The 19555-nt window shown below is 71.8% G+C and carries 19 protein-coding genes, 1 tRNA gene and 1 pseudogene; 14 read left to right on the top strand and 7 right to left on the bottom strand.

Going from position 1 to position 19555, the window contains the following annotated elements:
* The first annotated feature begins 93 nt into the window (after positions 1 to 93).
* The 4 genes from TN53_RS06785 to TN53_RS06770 all read left to right on the top strand — a co-directional run bounded on the left by TN53_RS06785 (position 94) and on the right by TN53_RS06770 (position 2119).
* Positions 94 to 528: a roadblock/LC7 domain-containing protein gene (locus TN53_RS06785; protein ID WP_046257445.1), complete on the top strand. Its 435-nt coding sequence runs from the start codon at positions 94 to 96 to the stop codon at positions 526 to 528.
* A gap of 2 nt (positions 529 to 530) precedes the next feature.
* Complete coding sequence (locus TN53_RS06780) at positions 531 to 902, top strand: DUF742 domain-containing protein (protein WP_046257444.1); 372 nt, start codon at positions 531 to 533, stop codon at positions 900 to 902.
* Complete coding sequence (locus tag TN53_RS06775; protein ID WP_046257443.1) at positions 880 to 1479, top strand: GTP-binding protein; 600 nt, start codon at positions 880 to 882, stop codon at positions 1477 to 1479. Before TN53_RS06780 ends, TN53_RS06775 begins: the two co-directional genes overlap by 23 nt.
* A 61-nt stretch (positions 1480 to 1540) precedes the next feature.
* A complete protein-coding gene (locus TN53_RS06770) occupies positions 1541 to 2119 on the top strand; it encodes a GAF domain-containing protein (RefSeq protein WP_046257442.1) in 579 nt (192 codons plus the stop codon).
* Positions 2120 to 2140: 21 nt separating this feature from the next.
* Here TN53_RS06770 and TN53_RS06765 read toward each other — a convergent pair whose 3' ends face one another.
* Complete coding sequence (locus tag TN53_RS06765) at positions 2141 to 2746, bottom strand: GOLPH3/VPS74 family protein (protein WP_046257441.1); 606 nt, start codon at positions 2744 to 2746, stop codon at positions 2141 to 2143.
* A gap of 245 nt (positions 2747 to 2991) precedes the next feature.
* Between TN53_RS06765 and tdh the strand changes: the two genes are divergently transcribed.
* From tdh to TN53_RS06715, 10 genes and pseudogenes are all read left to right on the top strand, one after another.
* On the top strand, positions 2992 to 4020 hold the full coding sequence (tdh, locus tag TN53_RS06760; RefSeq protein ID WP_046257440.1) for an L-threonine 3-dehydrogenase: 1029 nt from the start codon (positions 2992 to 2994) through the stop codon (positions 4018 to 4020).
* A 28-nt stretch (positions 4021 to 4048) separates the two neighbouring features.
* The gene (locus TN53_RS06755; protein WP_046257439.1) at positions 4049 to 5242 is read left to right on the top strand and encodes a glycine C-acetyltransferase; all 1194 of its coding nucleotides are present in this window, start codon (positions 4049 to 4051) and stop codon (positions 5240 to 5242) included.
* Between the two features lie 37 nt (positions 5243 to 5279).
* Positions 5280 to 6182, top strand: a complete 903-nt coding sequence (locus TN53_RS06750; RefSeq protein WP_046257438.1) for a LysR family transcriptional regulator — start codon at positions 5280 to 5282, stop codon at positions 6180 to 6182.
* Between the two features lie 36 nt (positions 6183 to 6218).
* Positions 6219 to 7592: a B12-binding domain-containing radical SAM protein gene (locus tag TN53_RS06745; protein ID WP_046257437.1), complete on the top strand. Its 1374-nt coding sequence runs from the start codon at positions 6219 to 6221 to the stop codon at positions 7590 to 7592.
* A 48-nt stretch (positions 7593 to 7640) separates the two neighbouring features.
* Positions 7641 to 8228 (top strand): helix-turn-helix domain-containing protein, encoded by a 588-nt coding sequence (locus tag TN53_RS06740; protein WP_046257436.1) that lies wholly within the window; start codon positions 7641 to 7643, stop codon positions 8226 to 8228.
* Entirely contained in the window at positions 8225 to 8758 is a 534-nt protein-coding gene (locus TN53_RS06735) for a GNAT family N-acetyltransferase (protein ID WP_046257435.1), read from the top strand. The genes TN53_RS06740 and TN53_RS06735 overlap by 4 nt, the downstream gene beginning before the upstream one ends.
* A 30-nt stretch (positions 8759 to 8788) precedes the next feature.
* Entirely contained in the window at positions 8789 to 9148 is a 360-nt protein-coding gene (locus TN53_RS06730; RefSeq protein WP_046257434.1) for an MmcQ/YjbR family DNA-binding protein, read from the top strand.
* Positions 9149 to 9321: 173 nt separating this feature from the next.
* Positions 9322 to 10525, top strand: a pseudogene (locus tag TN53_RS06725) (MFS transporter).
* A gap of 81 nt (positions 10526 to 10606) precedes the next feature.
* A tRNA-Pro gene (locus TN53_RS06720) sits at positions 10607 to 10680 on the top strand.
* Between the two features lie 96 nt (positions 10681 to 10776).
* A complete protein-coding gene (locus TN53_RS06715) occupies positions 10777 to 13269 on the top strand; it encodes a DUF4132 domain-containing protein (protein WP_052745147.1) in 2493 nt (830 codons plus the stop codon).
* A gap of 6 nt (positions 13270 to 13275) precedes the next feature.
* Here TN53_RS06715 and TN53_RS06710 read toward each other — a convergent pair whose 3' ends face one another.
* The 6 genes from TN53_RS06710 to TN53_RS06685 all read right to left on the bottom strand — a co-directional run bounded on the left by TN53_RS06710 (position 13276) and on the right by TN53_RS06685 (position 19512).
* Positions 13276 to 14544 (bottom strand): LPXTG cell wall anchor domain-containing protein, encoded by a 1269-nt coding sequence (locus TN53_RS06710; protein ID WP_046257433.1) that lies wholly within the window; start codon positions 14542 to 14544, stop codon positions 13276 to 13278.
* 168 nt (positions 14545 to 14712) lie between these two features.
* Complete coding sequence (locus TN53_RS06705) at positions 14713 to 15249, bottom strand: NUDIX hydrolase family protein (protein WP_095046334.1); 537 nt, start codon at positions 15247 to 15249, stop codon at positions 14713 to 14715.
* 15 nt (positions 15250 to 15264) lie between these two features.
* A complete protein-coding gene (locus TN53_RS06700; RefSeq protein ID WP_046257431.1) occupies positions 15265 to 16365 on the bottom strand; it encodes an amidohydrolase family protein in 1101 nt (366 codons plus the stop codon).
* A gap of 1 nt (position 16366) precedes the next feature.
* Positions 16367 to 17779 (bottom strand): glutamine synthetase family protein, encoded by a 1413-nt coding sequence (locus TN53_RS06695; RefSeq protein WP_046257430.1) that lies wholly within the window; start codon positions 17777 to 17779, stop codon positions 16367 to 16369.
* Positions 17780 to 17809: 30 nt separating this feature from the next.
* Positions 17810 to 18613 carry an SAM-dependent methyltransferase gene (locus tag TN53_RS06690; protein ID WP_046257429.1) on the bottom strand — a complete coding sequence of 268 codons (804 nt, stop codon included), beginning with the start codon at positions 18611 to 18613 and terminating at the stop codon, positions 17810 to 17812.
* Positions 18614 to 18732: 119 nt separating this feature from the next.
* A complete protein-coding gene (locus TN53_RS06685) occupies positions 18733 to 19512 on the bottom strand; it encodes a hypothetical protein (protein WP_046257428.1) in 780 nt (259 codons plus the stop codon).
* Positions 19513 to 19555 lie beyond the last annotated feature (43 nt).

Below are 19555 nucleotides of genomic sequence, written 5' to 3'. Positions count from 1 at the left end.
CGACGGGAGCGCAACAGCCGGATGACCACCCCCGTTTCCACCCCACCCCCCAGCGCTCCCGCAGACCTTCGTACCTCAAGGAGTCGATCCACCATGGCGAGCGAAGCGCCGACCGGCCATGTATCCGATCTCGACTGGCTGATGAGCGGCCTCGTGCAACGTGTGCCGCACACCACCAGCGCGGTACTCCTGTCCTGCGACGGGCTCGTGAAGTCGGTCCACGGTCTCGACACCGACAGTGCCGACCACATGGCTGCCCTGGCCTCCGGCCTGTACTCCCTCGGCCGCAGCGCCGGGGTCCGCTTCGGGGACGGCGGAGACGTCCGCCAGGTGGTCGTCGAACTGGACTCGACCCTGCTGTTCGTGACCACCGCGGGCTCCGGCACCTGTCTCGCGGTGCTCGCGGGTCGCGAGGCCGACGCCGCCGTCCTCGGCTACGAGATGGCGATGCTGGTCAAGAGCGTGCGCCCCTATCTGGTGACCGCACCCCGGCAGCACGCAGGCGAACCGACGGCGATGAGGCCTTGAGCGTGGCGGCGGCCGGTGACGGGCCCTGGCTCGACGACGCGGCCGGACGCCTGGTGCGCCCCTTCACGGTCAGCAACGGCCGCACCAGGCCCACCATCGCGCTCGACCTGCTGTCGCAGGTGATGGTCACCGGAGCCACCCCCCTCGGCTATCTGGGCCTCGAACACACCCAGGCACTCGACCTGTGCCGTGCGCCCGTCTCGGTCGCCGAGGTAGCCGCCCATCTGAAGCTGCCGGCGGTCGTCACCAAGGTGCTGCTCTCGGACCTCGTCGACTGCGGGGCGCTCACCACCAAGCCCCCCGAGTTCACCCACAACCCGACTGACCGGGCCCTTCTGGAGGCAGTGCTCGATGGACTACGACGACAGCTCTGACCCCTTCCCCACCGCACTCAAGATCCTGGTGGCGGGAGGGTTCGGAGTAGGCAAGACGACCTTCGTGGGCGCGGTCAGCGAGATCGCGCCGCTCAGCACCGAGGAACTGCTCACCACGGTCAGTGCCGCGACCGACAACCTCGACGGGATCGAGAACAAGGTCGAGACGACCGTGGCCATGGACTTCGGCCGTATCACCCTCGATCCGGAACATGTGCTGTACCTGTTCGGCACGCCCGGGCAGGAGCGGTTCTGGTTCATGTGGGACGAACTCTCCGAGGGCGCGCTCGGCGCGGTCATCCTCGCCGACACCCGCAGGCTGGAGGACTGCTTCGCCGCCGTCGACTTCTTCGAGCAACGCGGTCTCGGCTTCATCGTCGCGATCAACGAGTTCGACGGTTCCTACCGCTACGACCCCGAGGAGGTCCGCGCCGCCATCGACCTCGCCCCGGAGATCCCCATCGTCCGCTGCGACGCCCGGATCTCCAGCTCCGGCGTCCAGACCCTGCTGACCCTCGTACGCCACCTCATCGCCCACGCTCCGGCACCCGCGCCGAGCCACGGCGCCCACATGTGATCCCCGCACCCGACGCCATGGAGCCGCATATGACCCACACCCACAGCGACGGAACCCGCCCATGAGCTACGACCCGGTGCGCCCCGCCGGTCGTCTGCTGCTCACCCCCGAGGACAAGGAGGCGCCCGCACGGGCCGCCCGACTGCACGGGCTGGGTCTGGGCGAGCGCCCGGAACCGGCCCTGGACGCCTTCGCGGACCGGCTCGCCGAGCTGACCGGGGCGCCGTACGCGATGGTCAACTTCATCGACGAGAAGCGGCAGTTCTTCGCCGGCCTGCACACCCCGGACGCCCGGCCGGTGGTGGTGCACGCCGACGAGACCAAGCCGGAGCTCGGCCGTCATCTGGAGCGCGACCACGGCTTCTGCCCGCATGTGGTCGTCCGCCGCAAGGCCCTGGTCCTCGAGGACGTCTGCGACTACCCGCGGTTCGCCGGCAACCCGGTCGTCGACGAGTTCGGCATCCGCTCCTATCTGGGCGCACCCCTCATCGACAGAACCGGGATGGTCCTCGGCACGGTGTGTGTCGTCGACGTGGAGCCGCGGCTCTGGGGGAGGCCCGGCCTGGAGACCATCAAGTCGTCGGCGGCGGAACTCGTCGCGAGACTGGAGCGGATGGAGGCGGACGGCCTCCCGCTCTGAAGCCTTCGCCGTGCCGCGGGCTCAGATTCCGCCCCGCCAGATGTTGTCGAACGCGGAGTTCTCTATCGCCCGCCGCTGCCGCACCGCCTCCAGCTCCATCACCGCGTCCCCGACGGCGGCCAGCACGCTCGTGACCACGTCGTCGGTGACCTCGAGGGTCTCGGCCGGCTCCTCCCGGATCCCGGCAGCGGCCACCAGGGCCGTGAAGGCGGGGTCGCCGGACGCGAGGCGGGTCTCGGCGCGCGTCCGCTCGGGCGAGTCGAGCAGCGTCGTCGGTCCGCTCCGCGGCGGAATCACCCGGCTCCCCGGCCGGGCCGCCAGCCCTTCCCGCTCCAGGGCGGAGTGGTAGGCGGAGGACAGCCCGTCGCCCCGGCGCCACAGCCAGTCCCCGACCGACTCGTACGGCTCGTCCCGTATGAGCGCGGCGGCGGCCTCGTTCAGCAGCGGGTCGCCCGTGACCTGCGGCGCACCGGGCACGATCCGGTCATCGTCCATCTGGAGCGCACCGGCCTCGACGAGGTCCAGCAGTTCGGAGCCCGCGAGCGCGAGCGACACATCGCCCTGCTCCACGGGAGCCTCGGGCGCCGCGCCCAGCGCGAGCAGAGCGAGATCACGTGCGGTGTTCATGTGCGGCTCCCCGTGGGTCCATGGCGTCCTCGGGGATTCCAACGGGCATCCCCGGCCCGGTGTTCCCCACGGAAGGGTTCACCGGCGGCGGGCGTGAAGCGGAGCTGCGACGCGGGTTAAGAAAACCTCGATGGACCTGGGGCGCTGCCGTACGGCAGATTGCTACGCGATCCCACCCCTCTCCCCGGACGCGGGCATCTTCGGTATGTCCGCGCACGGGGACCGCACCCACAGGAGCCGTAGCGTTGAAGGCGCTGGTCAAGGAGAAGGCGGAGCCCGGGCTGTGGCTCGCGGACGTCCCGGAGCCCGCCGTCGGACCCGGCGACGTACTGATCAAGGTGCTGCGCACCGGCATCTGCGGCACGGATCTGCACATCCGGTCCTGGGACGGCTGGGCGCGGCAGGCGATCCGTACACCGCTGGTGCTCGGGCACGAGTTCGTGGGCGAGGTCGTCGGGACCGGGCGGGACGTCGCCGACGTCGCCGTCGGCGACCGGGTCAGCGGCGAGGGCCACCTGGTGTGCGGGAAGTGCCGCAACTGTCTCGCCGGGCGCCGCCATCTGTGCCGGGCCACGGTCGGGCTCGGCGTCGGACGGGACGGCGCGTTCGCGGAGTACGTCGCCCTGCCCGCGGCCAACGTCTGGGTGCACCGCGTCCCCGTCGACCTCGACGTCGCCGCGATCTTCGACCCGTTCGGCAACGCCGTGCACACCGCGCTGTCCTTCCCGCTCGTCGGCGAGGACGTCATCATCACGGGTGCCGGTCCCATCGGGCTGATGGCCGCCGCGGTCGCCCGGCACGCGGGTGCCCGCAACGTCGTCGTCACCGACGTCAGCGAGGAGCGGCTGGAGCTGGCCCGCAAGATCGGCGCGAGCCTGGCGCTCAATGTGACGCAGCGTCAGATTGCCGACGGCCAGCGGGAGTTGGGGCTGCGCGAGGGCTTCGACATCGGCCTGGAGATGTCCGGTCGGCCCGAGGCGTTGCGTGACATGATCGCCAACATGACGCACGGCGGCCGGATCGCCATGCTCGGCCTGCCGGCGCAGGAGTTCCCCGTCGACTGGGCACGGATCGTCACCTCGATGATCACCATCAAGGGCATCTACGGCCGTGAGATGTTCGAGACCTGGTACGCCATGTCGGTGCTCCTGGAGGGCGGTCTCGACCTCGCCCCCGTGATCACCGGCCGGTACGGCTACCGCGACTTCGAGGCGGCCTTCGCCGACGCGGCGAGCGGCCGCGGCGGCAAGGTCATCCTCGACTGGACTGCGTAACTCCCATACAGCTTCAGGAGCTTCTGTCATGTTCGACTCCGTGCGCGAAGACCTGCGCGCCACCCTCGACGAGATCCGTGCCGCCGGTCTGCACAAGCCCGAGCGCGTCATCGGCACCCCGCAGTCCAGGGCCGTCGCCGTCACCGCCGGCGGCCGCCCCGGCGACGTCCTCAACTTCTGCGCCAACAACTACCTCGGGCTCGGCGACCACCCCGAGGTGGTCGCCGCCGCCCACGAGGCCCTCGACCGCTGGGGTTACGGCATGGCGTCCGTGCGCTTCATCTGCGGGACGCAGGAGGTGCACAAGGAGCTGGAGGCACGTCTCTCGGCGTTCCTCGGCCAGCAGGACACGATCCTCTACTCGTCCTGCTTCGACGCCAACGGCGGTGTCTTCGAGACGCTCCTGGGCCCCGAGGACGCGGTGATCTCCGACGCCCTCAACCACGCCTCGATCATCGACGGCATCCGCCTGTCCAAGGCCCGCCGCTTCCGCTACGCCAACCGTGACATGGCCGACCTGGAAGCCCAGTTGAAGGACGCGTCCGACGCGCGTCGCCGACTGATCGTCACCGACGGCGTGTTCTCGATGGACGGCTATGTGGCACCGCTGCGCGAGATCTGCGACCTCGCCGACCGCTACGACGCCATGGTCATGGTCGACGACTCCCATGCCGTCGGCTTCGTCGGCCCCGGCGGCCGCGGCACTCCCGAGCTGCACGGGGTGATGGACCGCGTGGACATCATCACCGGCACGCTGGGCAAGGCGCTCGGCGGGGCGTCCGGCGGCTATGTGGCGGCCCGTGCGGAGATCGTCGCCCTGCTGCGCCAGCGCTCCCGCCCGTACCTCTTCTCGAACACCCTCGCGCCGGTGATCGCCGCCGCCTCGCTGAAGGTGCTCGACCTCCTGGAGTCGGCGGACGACCTGCGCGTGCGGCTCGCCGAGAACACCGCGCTGTTCCGCCGCCGTATGGCCGAGGAAGGCTTCGGCATCCTGCCCGGCGACCACGCCATCGCACCCGTGATGATCGGGGACGCGGGCCAGGCGGGACGCCTGGCGGAGCTGCTGCTGGAGCGCGGTGTGTACGTGATCGGCTTCTCGTACCCGGTCGTTCCCCAGGGGCAGGCGCGGATCCGCGTCCAGCTGTCGGCCGCCCACTCCACGGACGACGTCGACCGGGCCGTCGACGCCTTCGTCGCGGCGCGGGCGGAGCTGGAGGGCTGAGCCGGAGCACACAGGGGCATTTGAGACAATCGATCTCATGATCGAAGCGCGGCGGCTCCACATCCTCCGTGCGGTGGCCGACCACCGCACGGTGACGGCGGCTGCCGCCGCGCTGTACCTCACCCCCTCGGCGGTCTCCCAGCAGCTCACGGCGCTGGAGCAGGAGACCGGGCACCGCCTGGTCGAGCGCGGCGCGAAGGGCGTACGGCTCACCCCGGCCGGCGAGATCCTGCTCAGCCACGCCAACGCCGTCCTCGCCCAGCTGGAGCGGGCGGAGGCCGAGCTGGCCGCGTACGACACGGGGCAGTCCGGCACGGTCACCGTCGCCTCGTTCGCGACCGGGATCGCCCTGGTCGTCGCCCCCGCGGTGGCCCGTCTCGCCGACATCGCGCCCGGCATCCGTATCCGCGTCCAGGACGCCGAGGGCGACGCCAGTCTGCCGATGGTGCTGGACCGCCAGGTCGACGTCGCCGTGGCGGTGGAGTACCGCGGGGCGCCGCCCGCCGACGACCCCCGCCTGTCCCATGTCCCGCTGTACGCCGAGCCCTTCGACGCGGTCGTCCCCGTACGCCATCGGCTGGCCGACGTGAGCGAGGTGCCGCTGGCGGAGCTGGCCAAGGACCCGTGGATCGGCCCCTACCCGGGTAACCCCTGTCATGACGTGGTGGTCCTGGCCTGCGAGAGCGCCGGGTTCCAGCCCCGCTTGGAGCACTCCTCGGACGACTTCCGGGCCGTCGTCGCCCTGGCCTCGGCCGACGCGGGCGTGGCGCTCGTACCGCGGTCCGCGCTGATCGGCATGGATCTGACCGGCGTGGTCGTACGGCCCGTCGACGGCGTCGCGCCCACCCGCCGGGTCTTCGCGGCCGTACGGCGCGGGGCGGAGGAGCACCCGCTGATCCGCCCGGTGCTGGAAGCGCTCGGAGAGGCGTCCCAGCCGTAGGGAACCGGCCACCGGCCGAAAGCAGTCTGGGCTGTCATGCGTGTGACGATGATCCTCCCGGCCCTGACCGAGGCGACCAGCCCGCTGTTCCGGCCCATCAAGTACTCGCTGTTCCCGCCCCTGGGCCTGGCGACCCTGGCCGGCTATCTGGACCCCGACGACGAGATCACCCTCCACGACGAACACGTGGAGCGCATCGATCTCGAGGCCCTCGACACCCCCGACCTCCTGGTCGTCCAGCCGTACATCACCTCGGCCAGACGCAGCTACGAAATAGCCGACCACTTCCGGGCCCGGGGCGTGCATGTCGCCATGGGCGGTCTGCATGTCACCTCGCTCCCCGACGAGGCGGCGGCCCACGCCGACACGATCTTCACCGGCCCCGGTGAGGACACCTGGCCCCTGTTCCTGAAGGACTTCCGCGACGGAGTCCCCGCCCGCCGCTACGACTCGACCCAGCGCACGCTGGCCGGACTGCCGCCCATCCGACGGGATCTGATCAAGCGTCACCTCTACCTCGTCCCCAACTCCATCGTGGTGTCGCGCGGTTGCCCCCACCACTGCGACTTCTGCTACAAGGACGCCTTCTTCGAGGGCGGCAAGTCCTTCTACACCCAGAGCGTCGACGACGCCCTCGCGGAGATCGACCGGCTGCCCGGCCGCCATCTCTACTTCCTCGACGACCATCTGCTGGGCAACCGGCGCTTCGCGGAGGCCCTGTTCGACGGCATGAAGGGGATGGGGCGGCTGTGGCAGGCGGCGGGCACGGTCAACTCCGTGCTGAAGCCCGACCTGTTGGAGAAGGCCGTGGAGGCGGGTCTGCGCAGCCTGTTCGTCGGCTTCGAGACCGTCAACGACGCCAACCTCGCCGAGCGCCGCAAGAACCAGAACATCGGCGCCGACTACGCGGCCGCGGTGCGGCGCCTGCACGACGCCGGGGTGATGGTCAACGCCAGTTTCGTGTTCGGGCTCGACCAGGACGGCCCGGACGTCTTCGACCGCACCGTCGCGTGGGCGGTCGAGCAGGGCATCGAGACGGCGACCTTCCACATCATGACGCCCTATCCGTCGACGGGACTGTGGAAGCAGATGGAGTCCGAGGAGCGGATCGTCCACCGCGACTGGGACCTGTACGACACCCGGCATGTCGTCTACCGGCCCAAGGGGATGACGCCACGTCAGCTGGAAGACGGCTACTGGCGCGCATACCGCGACTTCTACCGCTGGTCCAACATCTGGCGTGGCTCGGCGGCCCAGCCGGGCCGTCCTGAGCGGCTGCGGCACCTCGCCTACTCGGGCGGCTGGAAGAAGTTCGAGCCCGCGTGGGACCTGCTGATCCGCTCACAGCGGGTGGTGCGGGCGATGCCGGCGCTGGAGCGGACGCTGGCGGCGTTCGGCGGACGGGAGTGAGCGGGGTCACGAAGACCATCGTCCCGTATCCGGGATAGCATCCCGGATATGAAACAGGATGTCGTCGTCGAGTCCGGGCCCGACCCCGTCGACGCCCGGCTCGGCGCCCGCCTCGCCGAGCTGCGGGCCGAACGCGGCTGGTCGCTGGGGGAGTTGGCGGAGCGCAGCGGAGTGAGCAGGTCGACTCTGTCGCGGGCCGAGCGGGCGGAGATCAGCCCCACCGCCTCGCTGCTGAACCGACTGTGCGGGGTGTACGGGCGGACCATGTCCCAGCTGCTCAGCGAGGTCGAGGCCGAGCCCGCGCTGCTGGTGCGGGCCGTCGAGCAGCCGGTGTGGGAGGACCGGGCCTCCGGGTTCCTACGGCGGTCCGTGTCGCCGCCGCACACCGGGCTGCGCGGCGAACTCGTCGAGGGGCGGCTCGCCGCGGGTGCCGACATCGCCTACGACCGGCCGCCCGTCCCCGGCCTCGAACAGCACATCTGGGTACTGGAGGGGGCACTCGACGTGACGGCTCAGGACGTCGAGCACCACCTCGACACCGGCGACTGCCTGCGGCTGCGGGTGTGGGGGCCGACGCGGTTCCGGTGCCCGGGGTCCGAGCCGGTGCGCTACGCCCTGGCGGTGGTGCTGCCGTGAGCGTGACACGCCTGGACGAGAGCGAGGTCCTGGACCGGCTGGACGCGTTGGCCGGCCTGATGGTCGACACCGTGGACGGAGGCGCCTCGATCGGCTTCCTCGGACCCCTCGACCATGCCGAGGCCGCCGCCTGGTGGAAGGAGCGGGCCGCCGGTGTGGCCGCCGGGTCGCTCGCGATCTGGGCGGCCCACCACGGCGAGCAGGTCGTCGGCACGGTCAGCCTGGCCTTCCCCGACAAGCCCAACAGCCGTCACCGCGCCGAACTGGTGAAGCTGATGGTGCACCGGGACGCCCGGGGCCGGGGCCTGGGCCGCAGACTCCTGACGACCGCCGAGGAGGCCGCCGCTGCGGCCGGTGTCACCCTCCTCCACCTGGACACCGAGACCGACAGCCCGGCGGAGCACCTCTACACGACGGCCGGCTGGACCCGGGCCGGTGTGATCCCGGACTACGCGGCCGACCCGGCCGGGGTGCTGCGACCCACCACGCTCTACTTCAAGGAACTGGGAGCAGCCACTCCCACCAGGTGATTGTCAGTGCGAGCGGCTACGGTGCCTGCCATGCCGGATGCCGAAGACGTACGTCGTATCGCCCTGTCCCTGCCGGACACCACGGAGAAGATCGCCTGGAGCATGCCCACGTTCAGGGTCGCGGGCAAGATGTTCGCCACCCTGCCCGAGGAGGAGACCTCCCTCGCGGTGCGCTGCCCCAAGGAGGAGCGCAGCGAGCTGGTGCTGGCCGAGCCGGAGAAGTTCTGGATCGCCGAGCACGAGGCACAGTTCGCCTGGGTGCGGGCCCGGCTCGCCGCACTGGAGGACGAGGACGAACTGCGGGACATCCTGGCCGACTCCTGGCGCCAGGCCGCCCCGCCCCGACTCCTCGACAGCCACCCCGAGTTGGGGAGATCGGCCGCGGACTGAAAATCCCTCGGACGCCGTCGGCCCCCGTGGCATGATCCGGAGCCGTGAGAGCCGGGGCGGACCTGACGGGGAGGGCGTGAGAGGTGACCGGGACGTCGTCGCACGCCGAGCGCGTTGTCGGTGACCAGGGGAGAACGCCGGCTGGTCCCCCCGTCTGGTCGCGGGACTTCGCCCTGTTCTTCGCCGCGCGGGCCGTCGCCGGGCTCGGCGACACCATGCTGCCCGTCGCCCTTGCCGCGGGCCTGCTCCAGCACGGGTACGGGGCGGGTGCGGTCGGCCTCGCCATGGCCGCGACGGCGGCCGCCTTCGCCGGGTTCGTCGTCTTCGGCGGGGTCATCGCGGACCGCTTCGACACCCGCAGGCTGATGATCGGCGCCGACCTGGTGCGCGTGGGCACCCAGGCCCTGGCCGCCACGCTCTTCTTCTCCGGGCATGTGGTGCTCTGGCAGATCTGCGCCATCGGATTCACCAACGGCGTGGCCGGCGCCCTGTTCCAGCCAGGTGTCGCGAGCACGGTTGCGCCGCCTCGCCACCGACGTCCAGGGCGCGAACGGCGCGATACGCGTCGCCGAGGCCTGCGCCCAGCTCGCCGGCCCAGCCTTCGCCGGTGTGCTCGTCGGCTTCGCCTCGCCCGGCGGCGTCTTCGCGACCCACGCCACCACCTACGCCGTGAGCGCCCTGTGCCTCCTCCTGCTGCGCCTGCCCCCGCGCGCCCCCGACGACGGCCTGCACCCGCACCCGACCAGCACCTTCGGGGCCGATCTGGTCGAGGGCTGGCGGGAGTTCAGATCCCGCACCTGGCTGTGGGGCGTGATCGCCATCTGGGGCCTCTACATGATCGCCGTCTCGGGCCCGACCGTCCCCCTGGTCGCGACGGAGGTGGTCCAGGAGCACGGCCCACGCGCCTACGGCCTGGTGAACTCCGCCCTCGGCGCCGGCACGGTGATCGGCGGACTCCTCGCGCTGCGACTGCGCCCCCGCCGGATGCTGCGCGCCGGGGCGATCGCCCTGGTCGGCTTCGGAGCCTTCCCGGCGAGCGTCGGCGCCGGCCTCGGTGTACCGGCCATGGCGGCCGGCGCCGCGGTCGCCGGAGTGGGCATGGCGTTCTGGAGCGTGATGTGGTCGACCAGCGTCCAGACCCAGGTACCACCGGATGCCCTCAACCGCATCCACGCCTACGACGTGGCGGGCTCCCTCGCCCTGATGCCCGTCGGCCAGGCCCTCGCCGGACCCTCCGCCGGGGTCCTCGGCGCCGACCACGTGCTCCTCGTCGCCGGTGCGACCAGCCTCGTCGTCTGCGCCGCCCTGCTCTCGGTCCCCGCGATACGTGACCTCGTGCGCGCCGACGCCCGCCCCCGGACCATCGGCCCCGAATAAACGGGTGCGCGACCACCGACCCGAGTGCGGTATTGTTTCCCTGCACGTTCGGCCGGGGGAAACCCCAGGTCAGACGGACACCGGGACGTGGCGCAGCTTGGTAGCGCACTTGACTGGGGGTCAAGGGGTCGCAGGTTCAAATCCTGTCGTCCCGACGGTGTGAAGGGTCTTCACAGGCGAGAGCCTGTGGAGGCCCTTCTTTCGTCGCATCGCTTGATCGCGTTGTCAGTGCCCCCTGCCATCATCCCGCCATGCTCTACGACACCTTGGTGGCCCAGGCCCGCAGGAACGACCCGTTCGACGACGTGCGGGCGGGCGCGCTCGCACGTGCGCGCTGGCTCGTCGATCTTCTGGAACGGCAGCGAGCCGAATTCGCAGCGGGGCTGCATGGCGCGTACACGCCCGAGCAGTCCCATATGCGGGACGCGCGGATACAGGCCGAGATCGAGGCGGGCCTCGCCGCCTGCGGGGACGAGGAGGGCCGGGCCGCGGTCCTGAGCCTGCTGCTCGCCGCGAGTTTCGGCGACACGCTGTGGCACTACGAATCGGAGATCGGCTCCCTGGTCTCGCGAGTGCGCGGGTGGACGCCCGCCGAGGTCGCGGTGATGCTGCTGCGCTCCGCCGAGTACGACATGGGCTTCTGGTTCGCCAACGCGCTCGGGTCCGCCCTGAGCGCCGCGGAGGAACTCGACGCCGAGGATCTTCGCACCATCGCGCCCTGGCTGCGGTGGGCGCACACGGAGCTCCTGGACACGGAGATCGGATCGGGAGCCGCCTCCCTCGCCCGTCGCCTCCGCGCCCTGCTGGCGCTCGTGGACGGCGCGGAGATCCCCGACGGCCTCATCCCCGGGCAGGCGCCCTGGGCCGCTGCGCTCCGCGCCCGCGCGATCGCCGGTCCCGGGGCCGAACTGGCCGGCCTCATAAGGCACTTGGCCGACCTGACGGCGCCGCGTCCCACACAGCGCTGGCGCCGGACGTGTCTGACGGCCGTCGAAGCGGCATCGGGGCGCGACCTCGTCGCCGAAACACTGAGGGCACTGGCAAAGGGCGAGCCGCTGTGCAGCAGGGAGCACGGGCGGCAGACCGCCGGGGAGTACGGCGACCACCACTACCACTACGTCGTCCACCAGAACGACGGCGACCTCGCGCGCGGCATGGTCTGGGCCGCCGCCCTGACCGACGGCCCGGCGGCGGTGCCGTACCTCGACGCCCTGGCGCTGCGCACCGGCGCCGCCCGGCCGACCGGCGTGGCCGAGGACCTCAAGCTCGCGGGCGCCGCGATCAACGCGCTGGCCGAGATCGACGACCCGGCCGCGCTGGAGTCCCTGTGGCGGCTCCGGTCCCGGATCAGGCACCGCGGTTTGCGCAAGCAGCTCGACACCGCGCTCACGGCGGCGGCCGGGCGGCAGGGCATCACCCCGGAGCAGCTCGTCGAGCGCAGCGTGCCCGACCACGGCCTGGCAGCGGACGGCTCGCTGGAACGTGAGGTGGGCGGCCACCGGGTCCGGGTGGAGATCCAGGACGCGACGACCGTACGGATCGGCTTCACCGCCCCCGACGGGCGGACGTCCCGCACGGCGCCCGCCGCGCTGAAGGACGGGTTCCCGGAGGAGCTCAAGGAGTTGAAGGCCCTGGTCAGGGAGGTGCGCGGCACGCTGGCGGGGGAGCGTGGCCGGGTCGAGGCACTGATGTCGGCGGCGCGGGAATGGCCGTACGACCAATGGTGTCGCCACTACCGCGACCACCCGGTCACGGGTGTGCTCGTGCGTGGCCTGATCTGGGAGTTCCAGGGCGCTGACGGGGCGTGGCGCGCCGTGGCGCCGGCCGCTCGGCCGGACGGCCGGCCTGAACGGGTGCGGCTGTGGCACCCCGTCCGGGCGTCGGTGGACGAGATCGGGGCGTGGCGGGAGCGGATCGTCGGCGAGCGGCTGCGGCAGCCGTTCAAGCAGGCTTTCCGGGAGCTCTATCTGCTCACTCCGGCCGAGGAGGAGACCGGCGTCTACTCCAACCGGTTCGCCGCCCACATCGTCCACTACCGGCAGCTCTACGCGCTGTTCAAGGAGCGCGGCTGGCAGACCGACTTCCTGGGCCGCTACGACGGCGGTCGGCACGGGGAGGCCCGGGCCGAGTTCGCCGACGGCCGGTGGCGGGTCTGCTTCCACCACGAACCCGCGGACGACGGGGGCCACGACGTCGAGCGTGCCGCCACCGACCAGGTGCGCTTCGAACGACGGGACGGCCGGCGCTGGCGCGAGACTCCGCTGGCCGACGTGGAGCCGCTGGTGTTCAGCGAGGCGATGCGCGACGTCGATCTGTTCGTGGGCGTCACCTCGATCGCGGCGGACCCCGAGTGGAGTGATCGGGGCGAGAGCCGTCACGCCGCCTACTGGCGGAGAGCCGGCTTCGGCGACCTGACGGTGAGTGCCGAGGTCCGCCGCGAGGTGCTGGAGCGGATCCTGCCGCGCCTGAAGATCGCCGACCGCTGCTCGATCGCCGGCCGCTGGCTGAGCGTGCGCGGCGATCTGCGTACGTACCGGATCCATCTCGGCTCGGCGAACATCCTGATGGAGCCGGACGATTCCTATCTGTGCATCGTGCCGGCGCGCCGCAGGACCGAGGGCACGGTGTTCCTGCCGTTCGAGGACGACCGGCTGTCGCTGATCCTGAGCAAGGCCCAGCTTCTCGCCGCCGACACGAAGATCAGCGACGAGACGATCCTGCGGCAGATCAAGAGGGGCGGCTGAGGGCCCTTACCGGCGGGTCTTTCGGCGCCGTACCACCAGCACGGCACCGGTGCCGACGGCGACGGCCGCGGCCGCCGCACCCGCGAGGGGCAGCGTCGAGGAGGAGCCGGTGCTCGCCAGGTCGCCGTCGAGGGGGGAGGAGCCGCCCGTGGTGGAACCGCCGGTGGACGACGTGGAGCCGCCGCCGTCGGTGGAGTCCCCGCTCGGAGTGGCCGTGGCGCCCCCGCCGCCCGTGGACCCGCCCCCGTCGGTGGAGCCGCCTCCGCCCGTCGATCCGCCGCTGCCGGCGACGTCGAGGAGGATGGCGGCGGTGTCGTTCGCCGTGTTCTCGTCGAACGGCCTGGGCTCACCGGCCAGCTTCACCGAGCCCTTGGCTCCGGCCACCGCCTTGTCGATCCGCAGCTTGAAGGTGTAGGTCTGGCCGTCACCCGGGTCGACCCAGGCCTGGCTGGTGCCGCACTCGTAGGTACGGGCCGCGATCTTGTCGCAGAATCCGTGGGCCTTGGTCACGGTCGTCCCGGCGGGCATCTGGACGACGACCTTGGTCGCCCCGGTGCCGGACTCCCTGCGCACCCACGCGGGTCCGGCGTTGGTGAACTTCACCTCGAAGGACAGGGTTTCGCCGACCTTGCCCTTCAACTTCGCACCGCTCACCTGGAAGTCGGCCGTGTTGACCGCCGTCACCGGCACGTCGGCGGCGTCCCAGCCCTCGTGCTCGCCGGAGCCCGGGGCGGCCGGGGTGGCGTCGGGCTGCTCGACGAGTTTCACGGCGGGCCCGGTGCCGGGCACCGGTCCCTCGTCGACGCCCTCCGTGGGCGCGGGGTCGTCCGCGGCCACGACGGCGCGGAGTTCATCGGTGTAGGCCTTGCCGAGGGCCTTGAACTCCGGTGACTTCTCGGGCGCGTAGACGATCCCGGGCTCCACGCTCTGGTCGAACTCGCAGACCGCGTACGAGTAGCTGGGCGCCTCGTCGAAGGAACCGACCTCGTAGCGCGCGCAGTTGGAGGGCAGCTCGGTGTGGCTCAGACCCTGGGTGAGGGAGTACGACAACCAGACCTTGCCGAGCGCCTCGGTGCCCGTGTTCGTGAAGGAGACCGGTACGTCGAAGGCGCTGCCCGGCTTCAGCCCCGTCACGGGCGCGATCTCTCCCAGCACCAGTTCGGGCGTCGAGTCGTCGGCGACGGCGGGCGTGGCGCCCAGTGCCATCAGTGCGACGGCGCCGAGCGCACCGGTGGTCTGTCGGAGCGTACGAGAGCCGGGAACGGCCTGGAACATGCGGGTCCCTTTGTGTGAATCGACGGTGGCGGACGGTCGAACTACGGGGAACGCGAGTTCCCGGGAGTGAGACGTCAGCGCTCGCCGAATGGTTGTACTCCTCAGGGATGCGTGAGGTCTCGGTTCGCTCGGGTGAAGCGCTCGAGCAGCGGGACCGCCGGCCTGCGGTCAGACCGCGCAGCCCAGGTGTGCCAGGGCCTGCTTCAGCAGCACCCCGTGCCCGCCGGGCATCTCGCTCTGCACCGCCTCCGACACGGCGTCCTGGGGGCTGAACCAGACCAGGTCCAGGGCGTCCTGGCGGGGACGGCAGTCGCCGCTCACCGGGACGACGTAGACCAGCGACACCGCGTGCTGTCGGGGGTCGTGGTACGGCGTGATGCCCTGCGTCGGGAAGTACTCGGCCACCGTGAAGGGCTGCAGGGCCGCCGGGATGCGGGGCAGTGCCACCGGGCCGAGGTCCTTCTCCAGGTTCCGCATGAGGGCGTCGCGGACGCGCTCGTGGTGCAGAACACGGCCCGAGACCAGCGTCCGGCTGACCGTCCCGCCGGAGCCGATGCGCAGCAGCAGGCCGACGCTGGTGACTTCGCCGCTGTCGTCGACGCGCACGGGCACGGCCTCGACGTACAGGATCGGCATCCGGGCGCGCGCCTGCTCGAGGTCGTCCGTAGTCAGCCAGCCGGGCGTGGTTTCGGTCATGTCAGACATTGCTTGATCATACTTTCAGGAGGGGCCGGAAAGGCGGTAGACCCGATGGGCATTGTGTGCTCCCGCCCACTCTGCGAGCCGCAGCGCGTCGGACAGGCTCAGCTCGTCGTCGTCCACCCGGTTCTGGAGCAGCTCGCCCAGGCCCTTGCGGAAGGACAGTGCGCCGAGCGCGTAGAACTCGGACAGGCCGTACGCGTCGGAGCTGTACAGCAGTTTGCGGAACGGTGTGATCTCCAGCGCCTCCTCCAGTACCGCCCGCGCCCGCGCCGGGCCGACGTGGTGCAAGGTCAGCCCCACGTCGAGGTACACCTGCTCGAAGACCGCCGCCAGATAGCCGGCCTGCCGCTGGTACGGCCAGCAGTGCAGCAGCAGTACCGGGATCGTACCGGCGCTCAGATGCAGCCAGTCCGTGAGGTGCGTGGGGTCCACCTTGTGCAGCCGGATGTCGTTGTCGCCGAACCCCGTGTGCAGCTGGAGCGGGAGGCCCAGGTCGACCGCCGTCCAGAGCAGGTTCCGTACGAGGACCGGGTCCTCCAGCCGGCCGCCCGCCGCGAGCCGGTGCCGCGCCGCCCGCTCGACCTCCGCCGCCGACGGACGCGCCGGATCCAGGTCGAAGCCCGTCCGGTACGCCGCCACGGACTTCACCGCCACCACGCCCGGCCGCCCCACCGCCTTCCGCGCCGCCGAGCAGAAGGCCTGCGCGTACGTGTCGGGCTCCACACCCTCGGCCGCCATCGCCTCCTCGACGCTCTCCAGCCGGACGACCTCGTACACGTCGTCCGCGGCGAGCTCGGCCGGACCGAATCCGGTGTCCACGCAGTACGTGCCAGTGCCCGCGGCGGCCAGGAAGCGGCGGTTCACCTCCTGCCAGCCCAGTTCCGTCCGCCGCGCCAGGTACTGCCGCGGCGGGGCATGCCGGTCCAGGTCCAGCAGCGGTGCGCAGTGGCGGCGTACGGCCACGCCCACCGGGGTGTCGAACGGCGAGCCGCCCGGCCAGCGGTCGCCCTCGGTCAGCAGTGATTCGAAGCCGGGCCGGTCCAGATCGGCGGTCACGACACCGTGGCAGTGGTGGTCGACCAGGCTCAGGGCGGCGAGCGCCTCGTGGACCGCGCCCATGTCAGTACTTCCAGCGGTACGCCGCCGCGACCTGCTCGTCGTCCAGCCCGGCCACGGCCGCGATCTCGCCTTCCCGTACGGCGATCACGGCGTCGGCGAGAACCGTGCCCAGGGCGCCGCGCAGCTTCTTGTCCCCGCGGAACTCCACCACCGCCTCCGCCAGCGACGTAGGCAGCCGGCGTACGCCACGGGCCGTCGCGGCGTCGGCCGCCAGGCGGGCCGGGTCGCCGGTGATCTCCTCGGGGAGCGGCGCGGACGACGTGATGCCGTCCAGGCCCGCGGCGATCACACTCCCCAGCGCCAGATACGGGTTGGCGGCCAGGTCGACCGGCTTGACCTCCAGATTGGCCGCCTGGTCGCGCAGGCCGAGGGTGCCCGTGACGACGCGTACCGCCGCCTCGCGGGTCTCACGGCCCCAGGCGGTGAACACCCCTGCCCACTGGGAGGGTTTGAGGCGCAGATAGCTGGCCGGGCTGGGGGCGGTGACCGCGGTGAGGGCGGGGAGATGGGCCAGCACCCCGGCCGTGAACGACTCGGCGTCCGCCGTCATGCCGTACCGGCCGTCGCCGCCGGCGTGCAGATTCGTGCCGTCCCGCCACGCGGAGAGGTGGAGGTGGCCGCCGTTGCCGACGCCCTGGGCGAAGACCGCCGGGGCGAACGAGACCACGAACCCGTGGCGCGCGGCGACCGCGCGGATCGTCTGCCGCACCAGCACGCTCCGGTCGGCCGCCGCCACCGGGTCCAGGGCACCCACCGAGACCTCGAACTGCCCGGCCGCGTACTCGGGATGAAGCTGGTCGACGTCGACGCCCTGTGCCGCGAACGCGGCCAGCAGGTCGGCGGTGTAGTCGCTGACCTCGACCTGGCGGATCGCGCCGTACGCCGGACCCGACAGGGCCGGGACGAAGTCCCCCTCGGCCGACGGGCCTTGGCCGACCGCCCACTCGACCTCGACGGCCGCCTTGAAGGTGATCCCGTGCCGCTGCTCCGCGTCCGCGACGAGCCGGCGCAGGAGGGTGCGGGTGCAGCCCGGGTGCCGCTCGCCCTCCTGGGTGACGCGGTCGACCGGCGCCCAGGCCCAGCCGGGCTGCCCGGCCAGGACCACGAGTCGGTCGAGGTCGGGGTAGAGGCGCAGGTCGCCGTCCGGGGAGCCGAGGACGTCGGTGGTGACGATGGAGTCGTTCGCCAGGAAGGTGTCGAAGACCGGCGACATACCGACGCCCCAGGCCGCGGCCGACGCCAACTTGGCCGTCGGGACCGTCTTCACCCGGCCGACGCCCGCGGTGTCGACGTAGGACAGCACGACGCCGTGCACGCCTCTGTCGGCCAGTTCGTCGCTCAGGGCGGTGGCACGGTCGACATCACCGGGACGTCCGCCGGGTACGGGGTCGGCGGGGTCGGCAAGGGGGGTCATACGTCCTCCACGACGGGCTGGGCCTGCGCGTCAGGGTTTCACGGCCACCGCGCCGAACTGCGGTACCGCGCCCGGGGAGTCGGTCTCGGCGCGCCACTGCGAGCACGACACCAGACCCGGCTCCATGAAGTCCAGCCCGTCGAAGAACGCGGCGATGTCGGTGCCGCTGCGGGCGGTGATCGGTGGGGTGGCGTTCTCGTTCCAGAACTTCATGGCCGGGATCTGGCCCGCGCCGCCGAGGGCGTCGTCGAAGGTCGGGTGGGTGAGCACCAGATAGCTGCCGGAGGGGACCTCGGCCAGCAACCGGCGGACGATGTCCCGCGCCTTGTCGTGGTCGAGCACGAAGTTGAGGATGCCCAGCATCATCACCGCGACGGGCTCGGTGAAGTCCAGGGTGTGCGCGGCGCGTTCGAGGATCGCCTCCGGCTCGTGGACGTCGGCGTCGATGTAGGCGGTGACGCCCTCGCCGGTGCTGGTGAGCAGGGTGCGGGCGTGGGCGAGGACGGTGGGGTCGTTGTCGACGTAGACGATCCGCGCGTCCGGGGCGATGCGCTGGGCGATCTCGTGGGTGTTGTCCCCCGTCGGCAGGCCGGTGCCGATGTCCAGGAACTGGCGTACCCCGCGCTCGTCGGCCAGGTGGCGCACGGCCCGGCCGAGGAAGTCGCGGTCGGCGCGGGCGATGGCCCGGATGACGGGGAACATCCCGGCGATGTGCTCGCCGACCCGCCGGTCGACCTCGTAGTTGTCCGTGCCGCCGATCCAGTGGTTCCACACACGCGCGTTGTGCGCGACACCGGTGTTCAGCCTCGACAGCACGTCCGGGGTGTCACTCACGTCTCGTCCTCTCCTCGCCCGACGACCGCGGCGCCGCAGGCCGTCGTCACCATTGTGCCGCCGGATGATCAAGCTGTCCCGGAATCGGCTCAAGCGGGCGGTGGGGAAGAGGGGTTGTCCTAGCCCACTACGTCGTCGAGGCGCTTCGTGCCCGCGTTTACCGCGTCCTCGACCGAGTCGTCCTCGTCGCCGTCCAGGCCGCCGGCCGTCACCGTGATCGCGTCCGTGCCGACGCGTACGGCGGCGACGTCCAGGGTGAGGGTGGCCGGGGTGCCGCCGGACGTGCCCTGGACCGTCACCCGCAGCCCCTGCCGTGCGTCGCCCTCCTCGGGCGGCGAGGCCTCGGTGACCTGGACCGTGCGCTTGTCGCCCGCGGAGTCGACCGCGGTGAACTGGTCGCACTTGGCCGGCAGGGACTTCAGCCAGGCCAGGGAGGCGTCGAGGCCCGCCTGCCGGTAGGCGCCCACCTGGTAGAGCAGCCGGGAGTCCCCCTCCTTGAAGCCGGTCAGGGCGGAGGCGCCGGACGGCTGGCCGAGCAGTGCGTCGCTGTAGAGGCCGTCGAGGAGCTTCTGGCAGTCGGCGGCGTCCGCCTTGGCGGTGAGGAAGTCGGCCACGTCGACCTTGCCGACGAGCAGGCTGTCGCGCCAGGTCGCGGCGTCCTTGACCTGCGTCCAGTCGTCCTCGAGGTCGGTCTCGGTGATGAGGGCCCGGCGTGCCCCGGCCTCGGTGAGGCGGGCCGTGGCGGAGGCGGTCGGGGAGTCGGCGGCCAGTGGGGAGGCGCCGATGGCCGAGGCGCTGGAGTCCTTGTCGTCGTCCGAGCAGGCCGCGCAGGTCAGCAGCACGGTCGCGGCCAGGGCCGGGGCGAGGACACGGGCGGGTCGGGGCGGACGACGGGTCATCGCGGATGCCTCCTGGGGGCGTGGGTGTGCCCTCAGCGCATCA

Origin of the sequence: Streptomyces sp. WM6386 (genome assembly GCF_000972385.1) — a bacterium.
Lineage (GTDB): Bacteria > Actinomycetota > Actinomycetes > Streptomycetales > Streptomycetaceae > Streptomyces.
Note: the sequence above shows the minus strand (reverse complement) of the source record. Positions and strands in the feature narration are given on the sequence as shown.